This window comes from Mycobacterium sp. PDNC021, assembly GCF_048282635.1.
Taxonomy (GTDB): Bacteria; Actinomycetota; Actinomycetes; order Mycobacteriales; family Mycobacteriaceae; genus Mycobacterium; species Mycobacterium llatzerense.
The window spans coordinates 3,366,409-3,386,456 of sequence record NZ_CP182502.1; the positions used below are offsets into that span (position 1 = coordinate 3,366,409).

Here is a 20,048-nt window from a genome sequence, read left to right on the forward strand (position 1 = left end):
AATTGGGGCCGGGCCGCCCCTGCTCGACGGTGTTTCGCGGTAACGATGAACGATGTTCTTGATAACAGGTTCGCCGCGACGCTGCACGGCAGAGATCAGTTCGACACGTCGAGGATCTTGATCGCGAACACCAGCGAGTCGCCCTTCTCGATGCCTGCGCTCGGCTGACCGTCGGGGTAGCCGTCGGCGGAGGTCATCGCGACAGCGACGGTGGAGCCGACCTTCTGGCCGGCGATGGCCTTCTGGAAGCCGGGCACGACGCGCATGAGGGAGAAGGTGGCCGGGGCGCCGCGGTCGTACGCGCTGTCGAACTTCGATCCGTCCCGGCCGTTGAAGCCCGCGTAGCAGACGGAGACCGTCGCGGTTTCGGGGACGACGGGCCCGGTGCCGGCCTTCAGCGTCTGCACCTGGGTCTGATTCACGCTGAACGGGCCCTTGACCGTGACGACCGGGGCGGCGCTGTCGGTGGAGCCGGTGACCGCGACGCTGCCGGTTGCGCCGTTGAGCGTCCACTCGGGCGCGCCGCCCTGTCCCTCGGCCATCGGGCAGGTGCGGGCGGCCGCTGTCGTGGAGTTGTCCAGAGCGGTGACCGGGCTCGGGGTCGTCGTCACCAGCGGTGCCTGGGTCGTGGTCGCCGCTGCCGGCTTTTCGTCGGAGCCACAGGCGGTCAGGGCGACGGCCAGTGATGCGGCGCAGGCGGTCAGTGCAACAGAGGAGGACACGCGGGAGAAGTTCATCGTTGCCACGCTACCGGGGCCCGTTCGGTCTCAGAACTGCGACCAGGAAGTCGGAATCGTCGGTGAACGGCCGCACATCCCACGTGGACAACAGCAGGTCCGGGGTCAGCCCGGCTTCGGTCACGTCGGCGAAGAACTCGCTGAACGGGTAGTCGCGTCCGGCACCGAAACCGATCACTGCGCGGCCGTCGTCGGCCAGGTGGGCGCCAAGCCGGGAGAGCACTTGCACACGGGTGCTCGGGGCGACGAACGTCATCACGTTGCCGGCCGACACGATGAGATCGAACGGCTCGGGAATGCCGCGGGCCGGCAGGTCGAGCTCGGCGAGGTCACCCACCAACCAGCGCGGCCCGGGGTGATCCTCCTCGGCGGCCGCGATCAATGCGGGGTCGACGTCCACCCCGACCACATCGTGCCCAGCCGCTGCGAGGTATCCGCCGATCCGGCCGGGTCCACAACCGGCGTCGAGAATGCGGGCGCCGCGAGAAGCCATCGCGTCGATCAGGCGGGCTTCGCCGACCAGGTCCTCACCGGCGCGGGCCAATGTCCGGAAGCGATCGATGTACCACTGCGAGTGCGCGGGATTCGCCTCGACCTTTTGCATCCAGAGGCTCTGTTCGATCATGCCTCGATTCTTCCACTCGTCGACCGTGAGCCCTATCCAGGGATATTCGCGGAATTGCCTGCATAGGGCTCACAGTCACGCGGCGTCCAGCTCGGCCGGCACGGTGAGGCCCAGCAGCCGCAGCAGTTCCGCGAGTTTGTGATCCAGTTGCCTGCCGACCGCCGAGATCTGTGGGTCGGCGAAGCTACCGAACCTGCTCGATGGTTGGTCGATGCTGAAATGCACTGCGCCGTCGACATCCTCGTAGATGGCGGCGCGCATCGGTGCGTAGAGCATGATGCCGGGATCGCGGCGGAACATGGTTTCCGCGATCACGTTGTTGCCCACCATGTAGGTGATCGCGCGGGTTGGGTTGCCCGCCAGTGCCATCATCGGCGTCGGGTCGAACACCCAGAAGTTGACGAACGAATGCGGAGCGCGCGCTGCGGTGTAGCGCTGTACTGCAGCCAGGTCACCTGATTCGATCACTTCGGTGAGTTCGGCGAAATCGATTGTGGGTACCAGGGTTTCGAAGCGCCGGCGCAGTCCGTCGAAGGTGTCATCGGTGTCGACGACGAAGCGGTTGACCTGATGCTGGATGGTCGTAGCCATGTCAGGCTCCGACCAGGATCGACTTGGACGCCGTAGGTGCGGCCGTCGAGAGCTTGCGCAACGACACGATGTGCAGCGCCGCGGCGAGTGGCACCAGAGTGGTCGGAATGAGTACGAGCGGCAGCAGGGCGATCTGCTCGGTCGACGGCGATAGCTGCAGCACGTGCGCAAGGCCTGGTGCCGCGGTGACGCCGAGCGCGGTCGCGACCACGAGGTCGAGCAGACCTAGGATGTTGAACCACACCAGTCGTCGGCCGGCGTTCCCGTGCCGAAGATGGCGGGCCAGGTAGATCGCACCGAAACCGACTGCGATATCACCCAATCCGGCGGGCAGCGCGAATCCGGCGGGCAGTTCGCCCAGCGCCATCACGATCAGGAAAGCGGCCCCTTCCACCCGGAAGATCTGTGCCACGGTCAGCCACCACTGGGTGTCCCACTGATCCAGGATTCGGGACGCGACCGGGGTCCTGGTCGCGAGCAGGACCGCCACGAGAGGCACGACCATGGCCAAGGCCAACCACGGTTCGATCTTCGCCGGGGCGAACCGGTACACGTCGGCGTGGGCAAGCATCGCGCTCGCCAAAACCCAAGTGGTCCAGACGGTTCCGAATATGACGGCGATTCGGGTGGCCAGCCACCTCCCTAGATTCGCGGCGATGGCGCCGCGGAACAAAGTTGCGCTGATTGTCGCGATGGTGCCGACCAACCCGGCCGCCACAATCGCCCATGCATAGCTCATGGCCTTCTCCCGATTCGTTGATTTTGTCGAACACTTGGTTAGTTTCCGAACAGCATGTTCAATTGAAGGGAGAGGGCCGAAATTCCGTCAACAACCAATGGGGGCGAGATGTCCAGAACGGAACAAGAGCCGAAATCTGTTCGGAATTCGGGGGTTCGTGGCACCTCGGTCACCGACCGCCGGGTGCGGCGTACCCGGAAACTGCTCCACTCCGCCTTTCTGGAACTGGTCGTCGAGCAGGGCTACGACAAAACCACCATCCAGGACATCCTCGACCGCGCCGACGTCGGCCGATCGACCTTCTATGTCCATTTCCGCGACAAAGAAGCACTACTGACCGCGAGTTTCGACGACATGCGCGATCAACTCAGCGACGCGCTCGCCGCCATTCCGGAGTCCGATGCCGTCGACGTAACCTTGCCCGCGACAATGCTTTTCGATCACGCTTACCGGCATCAATCGATCTACCGCGCGCTGTGCGGCCGACACGGTGGCGACGTGGTTCAGCGTCATCTGCGCCACTTGATCGGCGACGTCCTTCGTAAGCATCTGCGGTCCCAGCTCACGTCTGCAGAGCCCGCTGTGCCCGCTGAGGTGTCGGCGGAGTTCCACACCTCAGCCACGTTGGGGCTGCTGGCGTGGTGGATCGACCATGATTTCTGCAACGGGCCGCAGTGGCTGACGGCGACGTACCGCACGTTGGCGCTGCCTTTGAGTGTCACCAACCGAACGGCGGATATCCCATGAGATGAGCGTCGGTGACCACGACATCGACGCCAACGTGCCGGGTTTCGGTCGCCTTCAGCTCAAGTCGAGCGTCGTCGAGAAGTCCTCCTGACGCTATTGCGCTGACAGTCTCCGCGCGATCTCGCCGTACCGCTCGAACCGGTCGGAGCCGCCGAGGGCGTTGTACAGCACCACGCGCGTCGCGACGCCCTCGTACTTGGCAATCAGCTGGTCTGCCAAGTCATCCCAGGTGGATTCGGTGGCGAAGGCCGCGATGTGGTCATCGGTGATCTGCGCCATCATGCCGGCCATGTCGCCGGCCTTCTGCTTCTCACGCAGGCGCGCGGTGGTGCCCTCGAAACCGGCCTCGTCCCAGATGAACGCGTAGTTCGGTGTGCTGCCGTAGAAGCTCATGCTGGCGCGGACGAACTCGCGTTCGTTGTGCCGCTCCTCGTCGGTGGCGCCGACGATCGTCATGGCCGGGATGATCGTGTCGATGTCGGCGGGGGAGCGGCCCGCTTTCTCCGCTCCCGCAGCCACATTGGGCAGCACGTGGCGCGCGATGTAGCCCGGCTCGCCGAGTGGGTGAATGTGCACACCGTCCGCGACCTCGCCGGCCATGCGCCACATCCACGGATTCACCGCGGCGATGTCGACCTTGGGATCGGGTGCGTCGATGGGCCCCGGGCTCCATTGCGGCGTGATGAAGTCCAGGTCGTAGAAATCGCCGTGATGTTCGAGCTTGCCCGTCCGGAACGCCGTGAAACAGGCTTTCACCGCGCGGACGTAGTCTCGCAGCCGCGGGCCGGGCTGCTCGAAGGGCATGCCGTAGCGCCGCACCACGTGGGTGCGGACCTGGGTGCCGATGCCGAGCCGGAACTTGCCGCCCGTCGCTTCCTGCAGTTCCCACGCCGACGCCGCCGTGACGAACGGACTCCGCGGAAACGCCACCGCGACACCGGTGGACAGCTCGAGTCCGGGAGCGGTCTGGGAGGCGACCGCGGCGCTGAGATACGCGGTCCGTCCGGTCTCGGTCAGTAGGAGACCGGAGAATCCGGCGGCCTGGGTGCGCTGGGCAAGCGCACCCATCTGAGCCAGGGGCTGGGGAACGGTCATCACGTCGACGTGCATTCTGGGAGCCTACGGGTCCCGGAATGGGGACCGACGAGATGTGCGGCGCCACAGGCAAAGTCACTGCCCTGACTCGGGTCTGGAAAGTCATGGCGTCCGTCGGGGGACGCATGTAGTATCGAAACTATGTTCGAACAGATGGCGGTCTACTGACTCAAACTTTTTGGCAGGGTCGCGTTATCCACAACGAGGCCAGGGTTCAGGAGGTTGAGTGAGTCATGGCCAGATCGCGACGGACGAAGATCCCTGCCGAAGAAAAGACCCGACTGGTGCTGGCCGTGTTGGCCAACGAAATGACGTGCGGGGAGGCCGCACGCCGCAGCGGGGTCTGCCGTGAAACCGTGACGAAGTGGAAGCATCAGTTTTTAGCCGCTGGCGCCGAGCGGCTTGAGGAGGTGCCCAGCGGCCCGGCCGGGGCTAAGGGCACACCCGAACAGCGGCGCCTGCAGATCGAAAACGAGCAACTCAAACTGGCGCTGGCCGAAGCCACGGTGCAGCTTCGGATTTGGCAGCGCGGTGCCGCGCTGATCGATCAGGTCCCTTCCAAGACCTCGAAGCCCTAAGAGAGGCGGCGGGGCTGCCGGTTTCGAGGTTCGCGGTACTGGCAGACATCCCCGAACGCACCTACCGGCGGCGGTTGGCCCGATTGCGTCATGGCGCTGCGGATAGAGGTCCGTGGCCGGCGCCGGTGGTTGATCGCGTCGAAGGCCTGGCTGCCAAATACGCCGAAGCGTGGCCAGCCTGGGGCTACCGCAAGATCGCCGCCATGATGCGCGCCGACGGCCACGACGTCACCAATTCCTCAGTGCAACGAGCACTGAAACGACGAGGCTTGTTGCTGCCCCAGGGATTTCGCGCCGACCGCAAATCCTGGGCGATATTGCGCCGCAAAGTGTTCCGCGACCCACCCACCGAACGCAACCGGGTCTGGCAGACGGACTTCTCCGAATTCGAAACCACCAACGGCGGCATCTGGAGGATCAGTGCCGTCATCGACTACGCCACCAAATACTGCCTGGCGATCACCGTCACCCCCACCAGCCGCGGCATCGATGCCGTGCGCTGCATACAACTGGCCATCGACGAAGCCCAACGCGTCCTGGCTATCGACGACCTACGCGATGACCGCGCCCTGATGGACGTCCTCGACGCCCACGACAACATCATCGGCCAGACACCCGCACCGATCGCCATCGTCACCGACAACGGCCCCTGCTACCGCGGCAAGGACTTCGGGGCACTGTTCGCCGACCACACCGACCCACTGCTGCGGCACGTCCGAACCCGGATCAAATCCCCACAAACCAACGGCGTCATCGAACGGTTCTTCGGCACCCTCAAATACGAGCACCTATTTCGCGGATACATCGGCGACGGCGACGCCCTCGACATGGAAGCCCACCACTTCCGAACCATCTACAACACCATCAGACCCCACCAAGCCCTCGACGACCGCACCCCCAAACAGGCCTACCTAAACTCGACGAACCCACAAAACCTGCCAACTTCTTGACGCAAGACAGCGGTGATTGACCCCGACGCCGACGAGGAGGCGTTGCTGGGTCGCATCACCGAGTTCGAACGCATGAAGGCGGCCGCGGCGGCGGGGCAGGCCCGGGCGCAGGCGGCCCTGGAGGCGCGGCGGGTCGCGGCCGCACGCGCGGGTGGGCCGCAGGTGTCGCGGGCCGCGCTGGGTTCGGAGGTCGGGCTGGCCCGCGGTGAGTCCCCGCACCGGGGCGAACGGGTGATGGCGATGACGCGGATCCTGATCCCAGATATGCCGTGCACGCTGGCGGCATTGGAATCCGGCGTGCTGTCGGAGCATCGGACCGAGCTGATCACCAAGGAAGCGGCGTGTCTGTCGACATTCCATCGCCAGCTGCTCGACAAAGAACTGTGCGGCGACCCGGCCAGCGTGGAAGGCATGGGCAACGCCAAGATCGCCGCCGATGCCAAGCGGATCGCCTACCGGCTGGACCAGGAAGCGGTGCTGGAACGGATCCGGCAGGGCCGGGCCGAACGGCACGTCCGGTGTCGCCCCGCCCGCGACGGCATGGCCACAGTCACGGTGCTGCTGCCGGCGGCCGAGGGCCAGGCTGTGCAGGCGGCACTGTCGCAGGGCGCGGCCACGACCCTGGCGTCGACCTTGCCGGGCACCTCGGTACCCGCCGGGCTCGGGCGCAGCCACAGCCAGATCATGGCTGACCTGGTGGTTGAACGGGTGACTGGGCGCAATCCGATCGACTCGCCGGTTTCGGTGACGGTCAATCTGGTGCTCTCCGATGAAACGCTCATCGCCGGCGGGGAAGAACCGGCCCATCTGGATGGCTACGGCCCGATCCCGGCCGAACTCGCGCGGCATCTGGTGCTGGCCGCTGAAGCTGACCCGCAGGCAGCCGCCGCGCTGCGGCGGCTGTACGCCCAGCCCGGCACCAACAAGCTGGTCGCGATGGAATCGGCGGCCCGGGCGTTTCCGAAAGGGCTGGCCCGGTTTATCGCGCTGCGGGATCAGATTTGCCGAACTCCGTACTGCAACGCCCGCATCCGGCACACCGACCACGTCAAGCCGCACCACCACGATGGGCCCACCAGCGTGCACAACGGTCAAGGTCTGTGCGAGCACTGCAATTACGTCAAAGAAGAACCCGGCTGGCACGCGGCCACCACCTACGACAGACACGGTCGGCACACCGTAAAGCTGACGACTCCGACCGGCGCCGTCTATACCTCGACCGCACCACCAGGACCCGAAGGGCTACGTATCTTCACGCGCGACGTGTACATCGCGCGAATCAACCCCGCGGCCTAATGACACGTTCGTGACCGTCGCTCGCGCTGCCGTACTAGCGTCAGGGACCGGCGGTTCACATCTGAGGGGGTAAGCGTAATGCGGGTGCTGGTTACCGGAGGTACCGGATTCGTCGGCGGTTGGAGCGCGAAAGCTATTGCAGACAAGGGACATTCGGTCCGCTTTCTGGTGCGTAACGCGGCCCGGCTGCAGACGAGCGTGGCCAAACTCGGCGTCGACGTCTCTGATCACGTGGTCGGTGACATCACTGACCGTGACTCGGTGCTGCGTGCGCTGGATGGCTGCGACGCCGTCCTGCACGCGGCGGCGCTGGTCGCCACCGACCCGAACCAGACGGCGCAGATGCTGAGCACCAACATGGACGGTGCGCGCAACGTGCTGGGCGGAGCCGTCGAACTGGGCCTGGATCCGATCATCCACGTGTCGAGCATTACCGCGTTGTTCAACCCCGACGTCGACAAGCTGGAGGCCGACCTGCCGGTGTTCGGCGGCACCGACGGCTATGGGCGATCGAAGGCGCAGGTCGAGATCTACGCCCGCGGGATGCAGGACGCCGGCGCACCCGTGAACATCACCTACCCCGGCATGGTCATGGGTCCGCCGGTCGGCAACCAGTTCGGTGAGGCCGGCGAGGGCGTGGCCCAAGCACTTCAGCTCGGGGCGATTCCCGGTCGGAGTGCGGCGTGGACGGTGGTCGACGGTCGCGACCTGGCCGACCTGCACGCGGCCTTGTTGGAGCCGGGCAAGGGTCCCCGCCGCTACATGGCCGGCGGCCACCGCATCCCGGTGGATGAGCTGGCGCGGCTGTTGACCGAGGTCGGCGACAAGACCATGCTGTCCGTGCCGGTCCCCGACACCGTCCTGCGGATGGCCGGCCAGGTGCTCGATCGGCTGGGGCCGTTCCTGCCGTTCCAGACACCGTTCACCGAAGCAGGCATGCAGTACTACACGCAGATGCCGGCATCGGACGACACACCGAGCGAACGCGACCTCGGCGTCACCTACCGTGATCCGCGAATCACCTTGGCCGATACCGTCGCCGGCCTTCGCGACCTCGACCGCTGAGGCGAAAGATGGCTGCGGTCAAGCAATTTCAAGTCACGTTCGACTGCGCGGTACCCGAGCGTGTCGCGCGGTTCTGGTGCGACGTGCTCGGGTACGTCGTGCCACCGCCGCCACCGGGGTTCGCGTCGTGGGCCGATTTCGACCGGTCATTGCCCCCTGACCACCAGGGGTCGAAGTTCGCCTGCGTCGATCCCACAGGTGTCGGTTCGCGCCTGTTCTTCCAGCGCGTGCCCGAAGGCAAGGCAGTGAAGAACCGGCCTCACCACGCAGTCGCCGGCACAGATAGCCGACCAGATCCAGCGCAACCATGCGTTCCTGTCCAACACGTTCGGGGTCCGCAGAACATCGTCCTTGGCCATCTCAACCATGCTCCGGTGACGCATGTCGTCGATTGCCTGGCCGACGTCGTCCGTAGCCGCAACCTCCGTACGGTCACTTTCAACGACGTCCTTCTCCCCAGCCACTCGACGCATTAGCTGCGCCGGCCGGTTCAACGGCGTACATGTTGTGGGACCGGATTGTGACGACGAAGAAGGGTGCCAAGGTGAGGCAACGGTTAGCGATCGGTGCGGCGGGCACAGCGGTGGTCATCGGGTTCGTCGGTGTCGGCTGCACCGGTGAGAAACCGTTCACCGGGACGACGAGCCCGAGCGGCAGTTCGGCGAGTAGCTCGACCAGCAGCACCGCCAAGACCACGTCGTCGTCGACGTCCAGCGCTGCGGCTTCGCCCAGCGAATCCGCCACCGGCAATCCGCCACCCGGTCAGGCCGAGGTGACCGTCGACGGTGTACGACAGAACATCACCGGCAATGTGGTCTGTACCAACGCGGTCGGCAATTTCAATATCGCGATAGGCCAAAAGGTTTCGGGGGTGGCGGTGGTGTTGACGCCGGACGCCAAGACCGTGCATTCGGTGATCCTCGGCAACGTCAATGGCGTCATCCTCGGCTATCAGCAAGGCATGTCCGGTGGCGAGGCCACCGCGTCCAAAGACGGTGATACGTACATCATCAGCGGTAGCGCCACCGGGGTGACGGCAGCGCTACCGCCCGTGATGGTGACCAAGCCCTTCGAGGTCCGGGTCACCTGCAAATGAGGGTCAGGCCGCTATCTGGGTGACGTTGAGGTGCTTGTGCGGCTCTGGGCGCGGTCGCGCCATCATCGAGTGGGACCTGCCGTAGGCGAAGTACAGGACCACGCCGATCGCCATCCAGATCAGAAACCGCAACCAGGTCTCGACCTCGAGGTTGAGCATCAGCCACAGGCATGACAGCGCAGCCAGGATCGGGACCACCGGTACGAGGGGCACGCGGAAGCCGCGCTTGAGATCGGGTCGGGTCCGGCGCAGGACAGGAATGCCGATCGCAACGAGGATGAATGCGACGAGCGTGCCGATGTTGACCATGCCGGCGAGAGTGCCGAAGTCGACGAACGCCGCGAGCACCGCGCAGACGACGCCCACGATGACCGTCAGTCGCACGGGGGTGCCGTGCTTGCCGGTGTGTGCGAGACGGCGGGGGAGCAGACCGTCGCGGGACATCGCGAACAGGACGCGGGTCTGGCCGAGGAACATCACCATGACGACGGTCGACAGGCCGGCCAGCGCGCCGATGGAGATGATGTTCTTGGTCCACGTCGCGCCGTGGATGGCGAACGCGGTTGCCAGTGTGGCATTTTCGCCCTGCAGTTGCTTGTACGACACCATGCCGGTGAGCACGAAGGACACCGCGACGTAGCAGACGGTGACGATGGCCAGCGCGCCGAAGATGCCGCGGGGTACGTCGCGCTGCGGGTTGCGGGTTTCTTCCGCGGCAGTGGCGACCACGTCGAAGCCGATGAAGGCGAAGAACGCGATGCTGGCTGCTGTCAGCAGGCCCAGCCATCCGAAGCTGGTGCCGCCAGTTCCGGTGAGCCAGGCCAACATCGACTGGTGCACCCCGTCGGCCTTCGCCGACGGCTGCGCCGCCGGGATGAAGGGGGTGAGGTTCGATGCCTTGAAGTAGGTGGCACCGACGACGAGGATCAGCACGATCACCGCGAGCTTGATCGCCACGGCGACGGCAGACACCCGAGACGACAGTTTGGTTCCGGTCGCCAGCAGGACGCCGACGATCGCGATGATCACCAGTGCACCCCAGTCGAACTTGATGGAGCCGAGGTGCACGACGGGCGACACCGCCCCGCCGAGCACCTCACCGAGATACTGCGACCAGCCTTTGGCAACAACGGCTACCGCGAGCGCGAATTCGAGAATCAGGTCCCAGCCGATGATCCATGCGACGAGCTCACCGAAGGTGGCGTAGGCGTAGGTGTAGGCGCTGCCGGCGACGGGCACAGTCGAGGCGAACTCGGCGTAGCACAGTGCGGTGAGCCCGCACGTGATCGCCGCGATGACGAACGCGACCGAAACGGCCGGCCCTGCCATGTTGCCCGCGGTCTGAGCGGTAAGGGTGAAGATGCCGGCGCCGATGACGACGGCAACGCCGAAAACAGTGAGATCCCTTGCCGTCAGGTCTTTGCGGAGCTTCGAGTCGGGTTCGTCGGTATCCCGGATCGACTGCTCGACTGACTTGGTGCGGAAAAGCCCGCCGCCGGCGCCCATCAGATGGCCCCGTCGAGCCGCTGTTCTGCGAACAGGTTGGCGGCGGCACCGATGCTGATGCCCGCCTCGCGCGCGGTGGCGATGATGTCGCGGCACCGGTCGAAGATGCGGGTCACGTCGGCTTCGACGGCCGCGCGGTGCGCGCCGTGCAACTCACCGGCGACCTGGATGAGGCCACCGGCGTTGGCCACGAAGTCAGGTACCCAGGTGATGCCGCGACGGCCGAGCAACAGTTCGACGTCCGGTGTCGCGAGCTGGTTGTTCGCGGCACCGCAGACCAGCTTCGCCTCGATGGTTTCAGCGCTCATAGGCGTCAGAGTAGCCCCGAGGGCACAGGGAGCATAGACATCGACCGGGGCGTCGGCAACCGAATTGAGGACGCGCACAGACGGGTGGTCGTTCGAGACGCGCTGCAGCGCCGCGTCGTTCACATCGGTGGCGTACACGTCGGCTCCGTCGGCAAGCAGCAGCGCGATGAGTTCGCGGCCCACCTTGCCCACGCCTTCGACGCCGACGGTCCGGCCGGCCAACGTCGGTGCACCCCACACTGATTCGGCGCCCGCGCGCATGGCGTTGAACACGCCCAGCGCGGTCAGGCGGGCGCTGTCGCCGGAGCCGCCGGCCGCGGCGCTGCGGCCGGTGACGTGTTGGGTGTACTTGCCCATGACGTCCAGGTCGTCGGTGTTGGTGCCGACGTCACCGGCGGTGACGTACCGTCCACCCAGGGTGTTGACGTAGCGCGCGAACGCGGCGAAGAGCGCTTCGCTCTTGTCGCTGGTGGGGTCGCCGATGATGACGGACTTGCCGCCGCCCAGGTTCACCCCGGCCGCGGCGGCTTTGTACGACATACCCCACGACAGCCGCAGGACGTCCTCGAGCGCCTCGAATTCGTCGGCGTACGGGTACATGCGGCAGCCACCGAGTGCCGGACCCAACGCCGTGGAGTGGATGGCGATGATGGCCTTGAGGCCTGACTCGGAGTCTTCACAGAACACGACCTGCTCGTGGCTACGTGAGCTCAGCTTGTGCGAGCGATCGAAGACTCCGGCAGGGGTGGACACCGATGAGGTGGACACAGAAGTCACTACTACTTCCTTTCTGGTACCGCATGTTTGGCGGCATGGGGTGACGTTGCCGCTGGGCGGCATGGATGGCCCTGCCGCATGTTCGGCGGCAGGACAGATCTGGAGAGGTGGGCGCTCAGGCCGTGATGCCGAGGTCCTGCAGGCGCGCTCGGTACAGCTCGACGTTGCCGAGCTTGACGTCCTCGTAGCCCCGCACGATGTCGGGCAACCCGGCGGCTTCGACGGCCGTCGCGTAGTTGGCGGTGGTCAGCTCGGCGGCGAGTCGGAGCACCATGTCGGTGTAGTGAGACAGCAACTGCCGCTCCACTTTCCGGATGTGGGCGTAGCCGAACGGATCGAGCTTGGTGCCGCGTAACACCTTGGCTTTGGCGAGCAGCTTCAGTGCCACATGCGATTTCGGCCCGAAACCGACCTTCTTCGCGCGGCCCATCGCCCGCAGGGCGGGCGGATGCAGCCGATAGGTGAGGTTGTCGCCGCCGGGCACCTGCGCCTGCACGTCGGCGAGGAAGGCCGGGTCGACCAACAGCCGCGCGACCTCGTACTCGTCCTTGTAGGCGGTGAACTTGTGGAGGCCGCGTGCGACGGCCTCGCTGAACGCGGTGTTCTCGGTGATGGTGCGCTCCGACTGCCAGACGGCCTGGACCGTGTCGACGTAGCGCCGGGCAACTTTCGCGTTCTGGTAGCGCACCAGCTCTCCGGCCCGCAGCTCGACCAGCCGGCGAACCTCGCCGTCGAAGGTGGTGCTGGCCAACAGGTCCGGGCTCGTGACCGCCGGCACCGCCTTCGGCCGTGCTGCGTCGACCGCGGCGGCGAACGCTGCCGGATCGGCGACCGCGACACGGCCCCAGCGGAAGGCCGCAACGTTGGCGGCGACCGCGACACCATTGATGCCGATGGCCTCTTCGATACTGGCCTCGGGCAGTCGCAGGCCGCCGCTCTGGAAGGCGGCGCCGACGACGAGGAAGTTGGCCGCAGCGGTGTTGCCGAACAAGGCCTCGGCCGCGGCGAGTGCGTCGAAGTGGGTCAGCGTTCGCGTGGTCACCGTGAGCCGCTCCAGCAGTGATTGGGTCTGCGGGTACGCGACGGACTTGTCGTACACCATGTCACCGGTCGGAGTCCGGCTCGTCGAGGCGACCGCGATGGTGCGTTCGGCACTGCCGTAGGCCAGGTTCCGGTTGTCGGTCGCGGTCAGCAGGTCGATCGCGATGATGCAATCGGCGCTGCCGGAGGTGAGGCGGTTGGACGGCTCGAGTGCGGTGGTCGAGAACCGCAGGTGCGAGACGACCGGGCCGGCCTTCTGGCTCAGGCCGATCTGGTCGAGGCTCTCCACCTCGTAGCCCGCACGCAAGGCGGCGGTGGCCAGGACCTGGTTGACCGTGACGATCCCGGTGCCGCCGATGCCGGCCAGCAGGACGTTCTGGGTGCCGGTGGGAGCGCCGAGACCCGGATCCGTGACCCGCGGCGGCTCCGCCGCTTTGCGCCGGGATGCCTTGCGGCCCTTCTTGTCCGGGGTCAGCTCGACCGTCACGAACGACGGGCAGTCGCCGTCGAGGCACGTGTAGTCGGTGTTGCACGACGTCTGGTCGATGCGGGTCTTGCGTCCGAATTCGGTGTCGACCGGCTGCACCGACAGGCAGTTCGATTTGGTGCCGCAGTCACCGCAGCCCTCGCACACGGCCTCGTTGATCACCACGCGCGTGTTGCGGGTGGGCAGCGTGCCGCGCTTGCGCTGACGGCGCGCGTCGGCGGCGCAATGCTGGTCGTAGATGAGGACGGTGACGCCCGGGATCTCGCGCAGCACCTTCTGTGCTTCGTCGAGCCGGTCGCGGTGCCACAGCAGCGTGCCCTTGGCGAGTGCTTTCTTGTTGTGCCGCTTGGGTTCATCGGCGCAGATGATGATCTGCTTGACGCCTTCGGTGGTCAGCTTGTGGGTGAGCCCCGCGACGCCGAGCCCGCCTTCTACGTCCTGGGCGCCGGTCATGGCGACGACTTCGTTGTAGAGCAGCTTGTAGGTGATGTTGACGCCGGCGGCGATGCAGGCCTGCACCGCGAGCTGTCCGGAGTGGAAGAAGGTGCCGTCGCCGACGTTCTGGAACAGGTGCGGCACATCGGTGAACGGGGCCTGCCCGATCCACTGGCTGCCCTCGCCGCCCATCTGGGTCAGGCCGACCACGGCGCTGTCGCTGCGGCCCGACATGGTGACCAGGGTGTGGCAGCCGATGCCACCGCCGCCGATCGAGCCCTCGGGGATCGCGGTGGAGCGGTTGTGCGGGCAGCCGCTGCAGAAGTACGCGGTTCGCTTGGCGGACAACACTTCCAGCGACAGGGCGGGCGGCGGCGTGCGCTTCAGCTCGACGTGATCACGCAGTACCCGGCGCAGCGGGGCGAGCACGCGGGCGGCGGTCAGCTCGCCACCGAGCGGGAACAGTGGTGCCCCGGCGGCGTCGTGCTTGCCGATGATCTGCGGGGCGTCGGCAGTGCCGTACAGGATTTCGCGGACCTGGGTTTCGATGAACGCTGTCTTGTCCTCGACGACGATCACCTGTTCGAGGCCGCGGGCGAACTCGGTGACCGACTGCTGGCCCACCGGATACGGCATTCCGATGCGCAGCAAGCGGATTCCCGCACGGTGCAGTGCCGCGTCGTCGACACCGAGGTCGAGCAGTGCCTGACGGACGGCGTCGAAGGTGGTGCCGGTGGCGGCGATGCCGACCTTCGCGCGGACCGGGTCCACCTCGAGTACGTCGAGGGCGTTGACGTCACCGAAGGCTCGGACGGTCGCCCAGCGTGGGCCGTAGAGGTCGGCCTCGGCGAGCAGGCTGTCGGCGGGTGCGGCCATCGGACGCTGGAGGTAGGTGAACGGCTTTCCGTCCCAGAGGATTTCGGGTGTGGTGATCGCGAGATCGGCCACGTCGGCGTCGACGGTCCAGGCGCCGTCAGCGACGTCGGCGACGATCTTCATCGCCACGACGCAGCCCGAGGCCCGCGACAACGCGACACCCTGCATGCCCATGGTGATGATCTCGTCGGCGTTGCGCGGGAACAGAACCGGGATGCCGAGGGCCGCGAGGGATCGCTCGCTGACGGCGGGGACGGTCGACGACTTGGACGCCGGGTCGTCGCCGACCAGCAGCAGCACGCCGCCGCGGGGGTTGACGCCGTACATGTTGGCGTGACGCAGTGCGTCGGTCGCGCGGTCGACGCCTGGTCCCTTGCCGTACCAGACGCCGATGACGCCGTCGTGGGTCGCCTTTCCGGCGGGGAGGTCGGTCTGGCTGCCCCACACCGCGGTGGCGGCGAGTTCCTCGTTGAAGCCGGGGGTGAAGACGACGTCGTGCTCGGTCAGCACACTCGGCATGCCCAGCAGCATCTTGTCGACACCGCCGAGGGGGCTGCCCTGGTAGCCGGAAACGAAGGTCGCGACGCGGTGACCGGCGCGGAGGTCACGGACGTGCTGCTCGACCATCATCCGGGCGATCGCCTGCACTCCGGTGAGCAGGACGGGGCCGGCGCCGGAGCGGTAGCGGTCGTCGAGGTCGTAGGGCGCGGCGGGCTCCACCGCGGTGAGTTCGGATCGGGACAGAACGCTGGTCACTGACAACCTCCACACTTGTCACAGCTCAGATCGTGAGCTGCAAAGCGAGAACTAAATGCAATCGGTGCAGCGAAATCTGCTCCGGTATGCGTTCTGCGTCAACTGTGGTCGGAAATGTTGATCAAACTGCTCAATTGTGACATGGCACACTGTGACGCACGCATCATTTTGTTCGACGTTGCGTCACGTGCTGCACAAGGGGGAGTGATCGGTATTCGACCGGTGTGGCCATCGCCAGCATCGTCTCGGAGTGCTTGACCCCGTCGATCCGGTGCACCCGTTGGATCACGCTGAGCAGCTCCTCCTGCGTCTGCGCCGCGATCCGGACCAGCAGGTCCGCCCGCCCGGTCGTCGCGTGGACCTCCAACACATGCGGAACATCCCGCAACGCCTCGATGATCGCGTCCATCTTGGTCTGGTCCGTCTCGACGAAGACCAGAGCGTGCACGGCAAAGCCGAGCTCGGACAGATTGATGTTCGGCGGATAGCCACGGACCAGACCGGACTCCTCGAGCCGCTTCATCCGCGCCTGCACGGTGTTGCGGGCGACCTTCAGCCGCGATGCCAGCTCAAGGATCGGGGTGCGCGGGTCGGTCGCCAGCGCCGACAGCAGCGCGGAATCGAGTGCGTCGATCTTGATGGCCATGCGGCATCTTCCCATGGGGACACCGTGGCTTACCCGGATTCGGCGACGGTCACCTGCGCTTCGCACCGGACGTCGAAGTTGACGGAATTGGCGATGAAACACAGGTGATGGGCCCGCTCGTGGACGTCGGTGAGAGCGTCGCGGTGCCGTTCCTCTGCGATCTGGACGACGGGCCGCAGCACCACCTCGGTGAAATACCCACCACCGTCCGGGGTTTGGGCCATCGTGCCCGACGGGTGGTCCGTGTACCCGGTGACGACGATGCCCTCCTGCGAACACAGGGCCAGGACCCACAGCATGTGACACTGCGACAACGAGGCCACGAGAAGCTCCTCGGGGTTCCAGCGTTGCGGATCGCCGCGGAAGGCGGGGTCAGCGGTACCGGCGATGGTGGGCTTGCCGTCGGCGCTGACGTCGTGCGTGCGGTCGTACTCGCGGTAACCGGAGGTTCCGGTGCCGGTGTTGCCGGTCCACGTCACGTCGAGTTCGTAGTGGTGCGTCTTCGCCATCGCGGGCGTCCCCTTCGTAGTGCAGTCGCCTACGTCTGTTCTAGTGCACGCCCATCGACGGTCAGTGTTTACGACTCTCGTGGTCGCCCTTCTCCTTGGCCTTGGCGGTCTTGGGGGCGGCTGCCTTGGGCGACGCGTCGTCGCGGCCGCCATGGTCTTCGCTCTTCGGTGTGCGCTTGGACTTCTTCGGCGTTGCGGCCGGCGGAGCAGCCTGCGGGTCGGGGGAGTCCGTCGACTTGTCGGCTGCGGACGCCTTCGATTTGGCCGGTGCGGCGGTCGATTTCGGCGCGTCGTCGTCGTCCGCCGACTTCTTGGCCTTCGATTTACGATCTGCGGTCGACGATTCTGTTTGTGCCTCTTCGGACTTTGCCGCCTTCGCAGTCCGTTTGCCGGAACCGCCAGTGCCAGATCGCGATTCCGGTTGGTCGCCTTCACCCGCGGTGGTGGACTTCGCGGCGACCTGCGATGCCGCAGTCGTCGATGCGGCGGTCGTCAGTGCCGCGGTGGAACCAACCGAAGAGGTCGGCCGCGGTGCGTGGGCGAGGACATTGGCCAATCCCTGGACCGATGACACGACGTTGGCGACGGCGGTCAGTGGGTTCTGCCCGCTGAGTACTGTGCCGAGCCCGGTGGTCGACAACGTGGCGACGGCGTAGTAAACGCCGACGGCCGCTCGTAGCACCCTGACGACGTAGATGACCGGCGTCAGCGGAGCGAGGTGGGGCGCAAGGGTGGCGGTGACGGTCTGCGTCACGCCCGCGGCAGCGGCACCAGCCGCTCCGATCCCGCTGACCACCTGCTGCACCTGGGGCGACGACGAGGCGCCGGGAAACGCCGTCACTGAGCTGACCAGAGTCTGCAGGTGTGTCGTCGTCGAGGTCACCTTCTGCACGGCCTCGTACTGGCCGGAGCTGGGGTCGACTTGCGCACTCAGTACCAGCAGCGGGAAGTCCGGTGTCTGCCAATAGATCACGTCGGAGGCAATGGCCTGCGCCGCCCCTCCCACGTTGCCGAGGTACCGAATCGGATTGAACGCGGTATCGAAGGCCGCTGCCGTGAGCGCGTATCGGTATTCGGCACTGCCCACCGACGTCGCGTGCGTCGTCGGCAGAACCGGTGCCGCACTGGCCACCACGACGGCAGTCGAGCACAGCACGGACAGCGTCACTGTCTGGGTCTTGACCCACATGAGAACTACCTCCTTGATTCCCCGCCGCGGCGAGATTTCCGAAATCCAAAGTCCCGATGGGGCTTCGACGCCTTCTCCTTGGCGTCCTTGGTGCTGTCAGATGGTTTGCCTGCGGCCCCAGATTTGGCGTCGTGTGCGCCGGCCTCCGGCCCGTGCGCCGCCTTGGCGGTTGGCCTGCCGAGCACCGCTGCCGCCAAGGCGTTCATCGCTGCCTGGGGACGATTCGGCGCCTGCTGCGTCGGCGGGGTAGTGGTACCGCGGGGCCCGAGCTGTGGGCGGTGGACGTAGGCGCGGTCGATCTGCGGTCGCAGCCAGGCGTCGATGGGGGAGGTGTTCAGCCCGATGTCACGCAACGGCTGCGTGAGTGGCAGCCGGGCCGTGGGCACGACGTAATGCGTGGTGGTGCCGCCTGCGGCGTTGGTGCGGACCGTCTTGAGCGTGCCTGGCGTCATCGGATTGGCAGCCGACCCGTAGTCGGTGTGCACGTAACCGACACCCATCACCGCGTTCAGGACGGCCAAACGTGTTGGTTTGTCGGGCCAGTCGGAGAAGCCGTCATACTCGCGGACGATCTCGGTGGTGGGGTAGGAGGTCGCCAACGGAGTGTTCGGCGCAAACAGCTGTAGCGCACGATTCTTGGTGGTGATACCGCCCGTGGTGTTCTGCGGGTCGCCGAAGGTCACGAATTGCAGGTTGTCCGCATCGCGCCGGCCAAGCGAATGTCGCAGCGACCGAGCGAGTTTCACATAGTTCAGCACGATGGCGCCCTGGCTCAGTCCGGCGAGGGTGACGGCAGTGTCGGCTGGCACCGTGGACAGGGTGGCGTTCACCTTGGTGGATCCGATGACCGCATCCGCGGCGAACAGCAATCCCGCGGGATAACCGACGCCGTGGATGGTGCCGGCGGAATCCAGATATCCGTCGGCCAGCCCGAGTGCCTCGCGCGAGGTAGGCGAGACGTCACACAGGCAGGTGCCCTGCAGATAGAAAGTGACGTCGGGGCTCTCGGTCGAAGCGGCCGCCGACGGGTGCACTCCGATCGCCGCGCAGAGCGCGACGACGAAACCTGTTGCACTGCAGCGGTTCCAACCGGCCACGGGGCAATGTCCAATCTGTACGAGAGGAGGGGATGCTGAGATATGCGCAGCGCGGCACCACTGGAGCGACGGTGTCGCCGTGGTGGCGTACTGGGGAATTTCGCTGATCAGTCAGCGACGGTGATGGCGGCATTGAGCGGAAGATTCTCGCCGACGCGTATGAGATGCCCTGCCGTCCCCGACTACCCCCGTTTGTTGCCTCCGTACAACATTGACCCGGCGAAATTAACACCCTTGCAGCATCTGCGCTTGTCATGAGACACAGGTCACCGCCACGTGGCGCCCCGTGGTCAGTGCCGGAACACGACCCAGCGCATCGCCGCGTACATGTAGACCGCCTCGCAGCTGCCGGCGACGATCCGTGCGACGTGGTATTCGACGCCCAGGGCCGACAATCCCGTCGAGACACCGAGGATGAACGCCAGATAGTTCACCGCGACCACGACGACGTATACGGCAAGCTGCGGGCCGACCGCGCTGTGCGAGCTGAAGTTGAAGGTCCGGTTCAGGACGTAGCTGAGCCCGAAAGCGCACACGTACGACCCCGTGACCGCCACCGCCAGCGGTAGGCCCAACCCGTCGCGCAGTCCGGTGAGCAACAGCAGATCAACGGCGAACGTGCAGCCATTGATCAGTGCGAAGCCCAGAAACGTCGGAGCGACAATCGATTTGAGGCCGAAGGGCAAGCGCCTGACGACCAGTTCGCAGGCTCGGTGGAATCGATCGACGGCACATTGCAGCCCGGTCGCCGACTCGACGGTCACGCGGGCACTGTGGCATGAGCCGGCATCGACCAGGTAGCCGCGAGGCGAACTCTGCGGTTCGCCTCGCGCTGGGTCACGCAATGTCCATCCGGTGGCACGGTGAAATCCATCGGCGGGCGTCCGGATCGGAGTTCACGA

The 20,048-nt window shown here is 66.2% G+C and carries 19 protein-coding genes and 2 pseudogenes; 8 read left to right on the forward strand and 13 right to left on the reverse strand.

Translation table 11 applies throughout. The annotated features are described in order from the left end of the window. Nucleotides 1–95: 95 nt before the first annotated feature. The 4 genes from ACNO8X_RS15950 to ACNO8X_RS15965 all read right to left on the reverse strand — a co-directional run bounded on the left by ACNO8X_RS15950 (nt 96) and on the right by ACNO8X_RS15965 (nt 2,692). On the reverse strand, nt 96–737 hold the full coding sequence (locus ACNO8X_RS15950; protein WP_418001782.1) for an FKBP-type peptidyl-prolyl cis-trans isomerase: 642 nt from the start codon (nt 735–737) through the stop codon (nt 96–98). A gap of 10 nt (nt 738–747) precedes the next feature. After that, entirely contained in the window at nt 748–1,362 is a 615-nt protein-coding gene (locus ACNO8X_RS15955; RefSeq protein ID WP_418001783.1) for a class I SAM-dependent methyltransferase, read from the reverse strand. A 75-nt stretch (nt 1,363–1,437) separates the two neighbouring features. Next, the gene (locus ACNO8X_RS15960; protein WP_418001784.1) at nt 1,438–1,953 is read right to left on the reverse strand and encodes a DUF302 domain-containing protein; all 516 of its coding nucleotides are present in this window, start codon (nt 1,951–1,953) and stop codon (nt 1,438–1,440) included. A 1-nt stretch (nt 1,954) separates the two neighbouring features. Next, nucleotides 1,955–2,692 (reverse strand): hypothetical protein, encoded by a 738-nt coding sequence (locus tag ACNO8X_RS15965; RefSeq protein WP_418001785.1) that lies wholly within the window; start codon nt 2,690–2,692, stop codon nt 1,955–1,957. Nucleotides 2,693–2,800: 108 nt separating this feature from the next. Between ACNO8X_RS15965 and ACNO8X_RS15970 the strand changes: the two genes are divergently transcribed. Continuing rightward, nucleotides 2,801–3,439, forward strand: a complete 639-nt coding sequence (locus ACNO8X_RS15970; protein ID WP_418001786.1) for a TetR/AcrR family transcriptional regulator — start codon at nt 2,801–2,803, stop codon at nt 3,437–3,439. Nucleotides 3,440–3,532: 93 nt separating this feature from the next. On the opposite strand, the gene ACNO8X_RS15975 is transcribed toward ACNO8X_RS15970, so the two are convergent. Further along, the gene (locus tag ACNO8X_RS15975; protein WP_418001787.1) at nt 3,533–4,549 is read right to left on the reverse strand and encodes a TIGR03617 family F420-dependent LLM class oxidoreductase; all 1,017 of its coding nucleotides are present in this window, start codon (nt 4,547–4,549) and stop codon (nt 3,533–3,535) included. Nucleotides 4,550–4,767: 218 nt separating this feature from the next. On the opposite strand from ACNO8X_RS15975, the gene ACNO8X_RS15980 reads away from it, so the two are divergent. The 7 genes and pseudogenes from ACNO8X_RS15980 to ACNO8X_RS16010 all read left to right on the forward strand — a co-directional run bounded on the left by ACNO8X_RS15980 (nt 4,768) and on the right by ACNO8X_RS16010 (nt 9,519). Beyond that, nucleotides 4,768–5,112: a transposase gene (locus ACNO8X_RS15980; RefSeq protein ID WP_418001499.1), complete on the forward strand. Its 345-nt coding sequence runs from the start codon at nt 4,768–4,770 to the stop codon at nt 5,110–5,112. Nucleotides 5,113–5,237: 125 nt separating this feature from the next. Then, complete coding sequence (locus ACNO8X_RS15985) at nt 5,238–6,062, forward strand: transposase (RefSeq protein WP_418001500.1); 825 nt, start codon at nt 5,238–5,240, stop codon at nt 6,060–6,062. A gap of 12 nt (nt 6,063–6,074) precedes the next feature. Next, nucleotides 6,075–7,358: a DUF222 domain-containing protein gene (locus tag ACNO8X_RS15990; protein WP_418001788.1), complete on the forward strand. Its 1,284-nt coding sequence runs from the start codon at nt 6,075–6,077 to the stop codon at nt 7,356–7,358. Nucleotides 7,359–7,436: 78 nt separating this feature from the next. Next, nucleotides 7,437–8,423, forward strand: coding sequence for an NAD-dependent epimerase/dehydratase family protein (locus tag ACNO8X_RS15995; protein WP_418001789.1), 987 nt, complete (start codon nt 7,437–7,439; stop codon nt 8,421–8,423). An 8-nt stretch (nt 8,424–8,431) separates the two neighbouring features. After that, nucleotides 8,432–8,650 (forward strand): annotated as a pseudogene (locus ACNO8X_RS16000) (VOC family protein); the annotation flags it as partial. A 108-nt stretch (nt 8,651–8,758) separates the two neighbouring features. Then, nucleotides 8,759–8,899 (forward strand): annotated as a pseudogene (locus tag ACNO8X_RS16005) (polysaccharide deacetylase family protein); the annotation flags it as partial. Nucleotides 8,900–8,967: 68 nt separating this feature from the next. Continuing rightward, nucleotides 8,968–9,519 carry a lipoprotein LpqH gene (locus ACNO8X_RS16010; protein WP_418001790.1) on the forward strand — a complete coding sequence of 184 codons (552 nt, stop codon included), beginning with the start codon at nt 8,968–8,970 and terminating at the stop codon, nt 9,517–9,519. Nucleotides 9,520–9,522: 3 nt separating this feature from the next. Here ACNO8X_RS16010 and ACNO8X_RS16015 read toward each other — a convergent pair whose 3' ends face one another. The 8 genes from ACNO8X_RS16015 to ACNO8X_RS16050 all read right to left on the reverse strand — a co-directional run bounded on the left by ACNO8X_RS16015 (nt 9,523) and on the right by ACNO8X_RS16050 (nt 19,910). Further along, a complete protein-coding gene (locus tag ACNO8X_RS16015) occupies nt 9,523–11,025 on the reverse strand; it encodes an amino acid permease (protein ID WP_418001791.1) in 1,503 nt (500 codons plus the stop codon). Beyond that, nucleotides 11,025–12,110 (reverse strand): Glu/Leu/Phe/Val dehydrogenase dimerization domain-containing protein, encoded by a 1,086-nt coding sequence (locus ACNO8X_RS16020; protein WP_418001792.1) that lies wholly within the window; start codon nt 12,108–12,110, stop codon nt 11,025–11,027. Before ACNO8X_RS16020 ends, ACNO8X_RS16015 begins: the two co-directional genes overlap by 1 nt. Nucleotides 12,111–12,225: 115 nt before the next feature. Beyond that, nucleotides 12,226–15,705 (reverse strand): indolepyruvate ferredoxin oxidoreductase family protein, encoded by a 3,480-nt coding sequence (locus ACNO8X_RS16025; protein ID WP_418001793.1) that lies wholly within the window; start codon nt 15,703–15,705, stop codon nt 12,226–12,228. Nucleotides 15,706–15,868: 163 nt separating this feature from the next. Continuing rightward, nucleotides 15,869–16,351 (reverse strand): Lrp/AsnC family transcriptional regulator, encoded by a 483-nt coding sequence (locus tag ACNO8X_RS16030; protein WP_133760669.1) that lies wholly within the window; start codon nt 16,349–16,351, stop codon nt 15,869–15,871. A 29-nt stretch (nt 16,352–16,380) separates the two neighbouring features. Then, nucleotides 16,381–16,860 (reverse strand): OsmC family protein, encoded by a 480-nt coding sequence (locus ACNO8X_RS16035; RefSeq protein ID WP_418001794.1) that lies wholly within the window; start codon nt 16,858–16,860, stop codon nt 16,381–16,383. A gap of 61 nt (nt 16,861–16,921) precedes the next feature. Next, entirely contained in the window at nt 16,922–18,049 is a 1,128-nt protein-coding gene (locus ACNO8X_RS16040; protein ID WP_418001795.1) for a hypothetical protein, read from the reverse strand. 5 nt (nt 18,050–18,054) lie between these two features. Then, nucleotides 18,055–19,146: a PE-PPE domain-containing protein gene (locus ACNO8X_RS16045; RefSeq protein ID WP_418001796.1), complete on the reverse strand. Its 1,092-nt coding sequence runs from the start codon at nt 19,144–19,146 to the stop codon at nt 18,055–18,057. 290 nt (nt 19,147–19,436) lie between these two features. Then, nucleotides 19,437–19,910, reverse strand: a complete 474-nt coding sequence (locus ACNO8X_RS16050; protein WP_418001797.1) for a GtrA family protein — start codon at nt 19,908–19,910, stop codon at nt 19,437–19,439. Nucleotides 19,911–20,048 lie beyond the last annotated feature (138 nt).

Coding starts and splice junctions, on each gene's coding strand:
- ACNO8X_RS15950 (WP_418001782.1), bottom strand. CDS start 737: ATGAACTTCTCCCGCGTGTCCTCCTCTGTTGCACTGACCGCCTGCGCC.
- ACNO8X_RS15955 (WP_418001783.1), bottom strand. CDS start 1,362: ATGATCGAACAGAGCCTCTGGATGCAAAAGGTCGAGGCGAATCCCGCG.
- ACNO8X_RS15960 (WP_418001784.1), bottom strand. CDS start 1,953: ATGGCTACGACCATCCAGCATCAGGTCAACCGCTTCGTCGTCGACACC.
- ACNO8X_RS15965 (WP_418001785.1), bottom strand. CDS start 2,692: ATGAGCTATGCATGGGCGATTGTGGCGGCCGGGTTGGTCGGCACCATC.
- ACNO8X_RS15970 (WP_418001786.1), top strand. CDS start 2,801: ATGTCCAGAACGGAACAAGAGCCGAAATCTGTTCGGAATTCGGGGGTT.
- ACNO8X_RS15975 (WP_418001787.1), bottom strand. CDS start 4,549: ATGCACGTCGACGTGATGACCGTTCCCCAGCCCCTGGCTCAGATGGGT.
- ACNO8X_RS15980 (WP_418001499.1), top strand. CDS start 4,768: ATGGCCAGATCGCGACGGACGAAGATCCCTGCCGAAGAAAAGACCCGA.
- ACNO8X_RS15995 (WP_418001789.1), top strand. CDS start 7,437: ATGCGGGTGCTGGTTACCGGAGGTACCGGATTCGTCGGCGGTTGGAGC.
- ACNO8X_RS16015 (WP_418001791.1), bottom strand. CDS start 11,025: ATGGGCGCCGGCGGCGGGCTTTTCCGCACCAAGTCAGTCGAGCAGTCG.
- ACNO8X_RS16030 (WP_133760669.1), bottom strand. CDS start 16,351: ATGGCCATCAAGATCGACGCACTCGATTCCGCGCTGCTGTCGGCGCTG.
- ACNO8X_RS16035 (WP_418001794.1), bottom strand. CDS start 16,860: ATGGCGAAGACGCACCACTACGAACTCGACGTGACGTGGACCGGCAAC.
- ACNO8X_RS16040 (WP_418001795.1), bottom strand. CDS start 18,049: ATGTGGGTCAAGACCCAGACAGTGACGCTGTCCGTGCTGTGCTCGACT.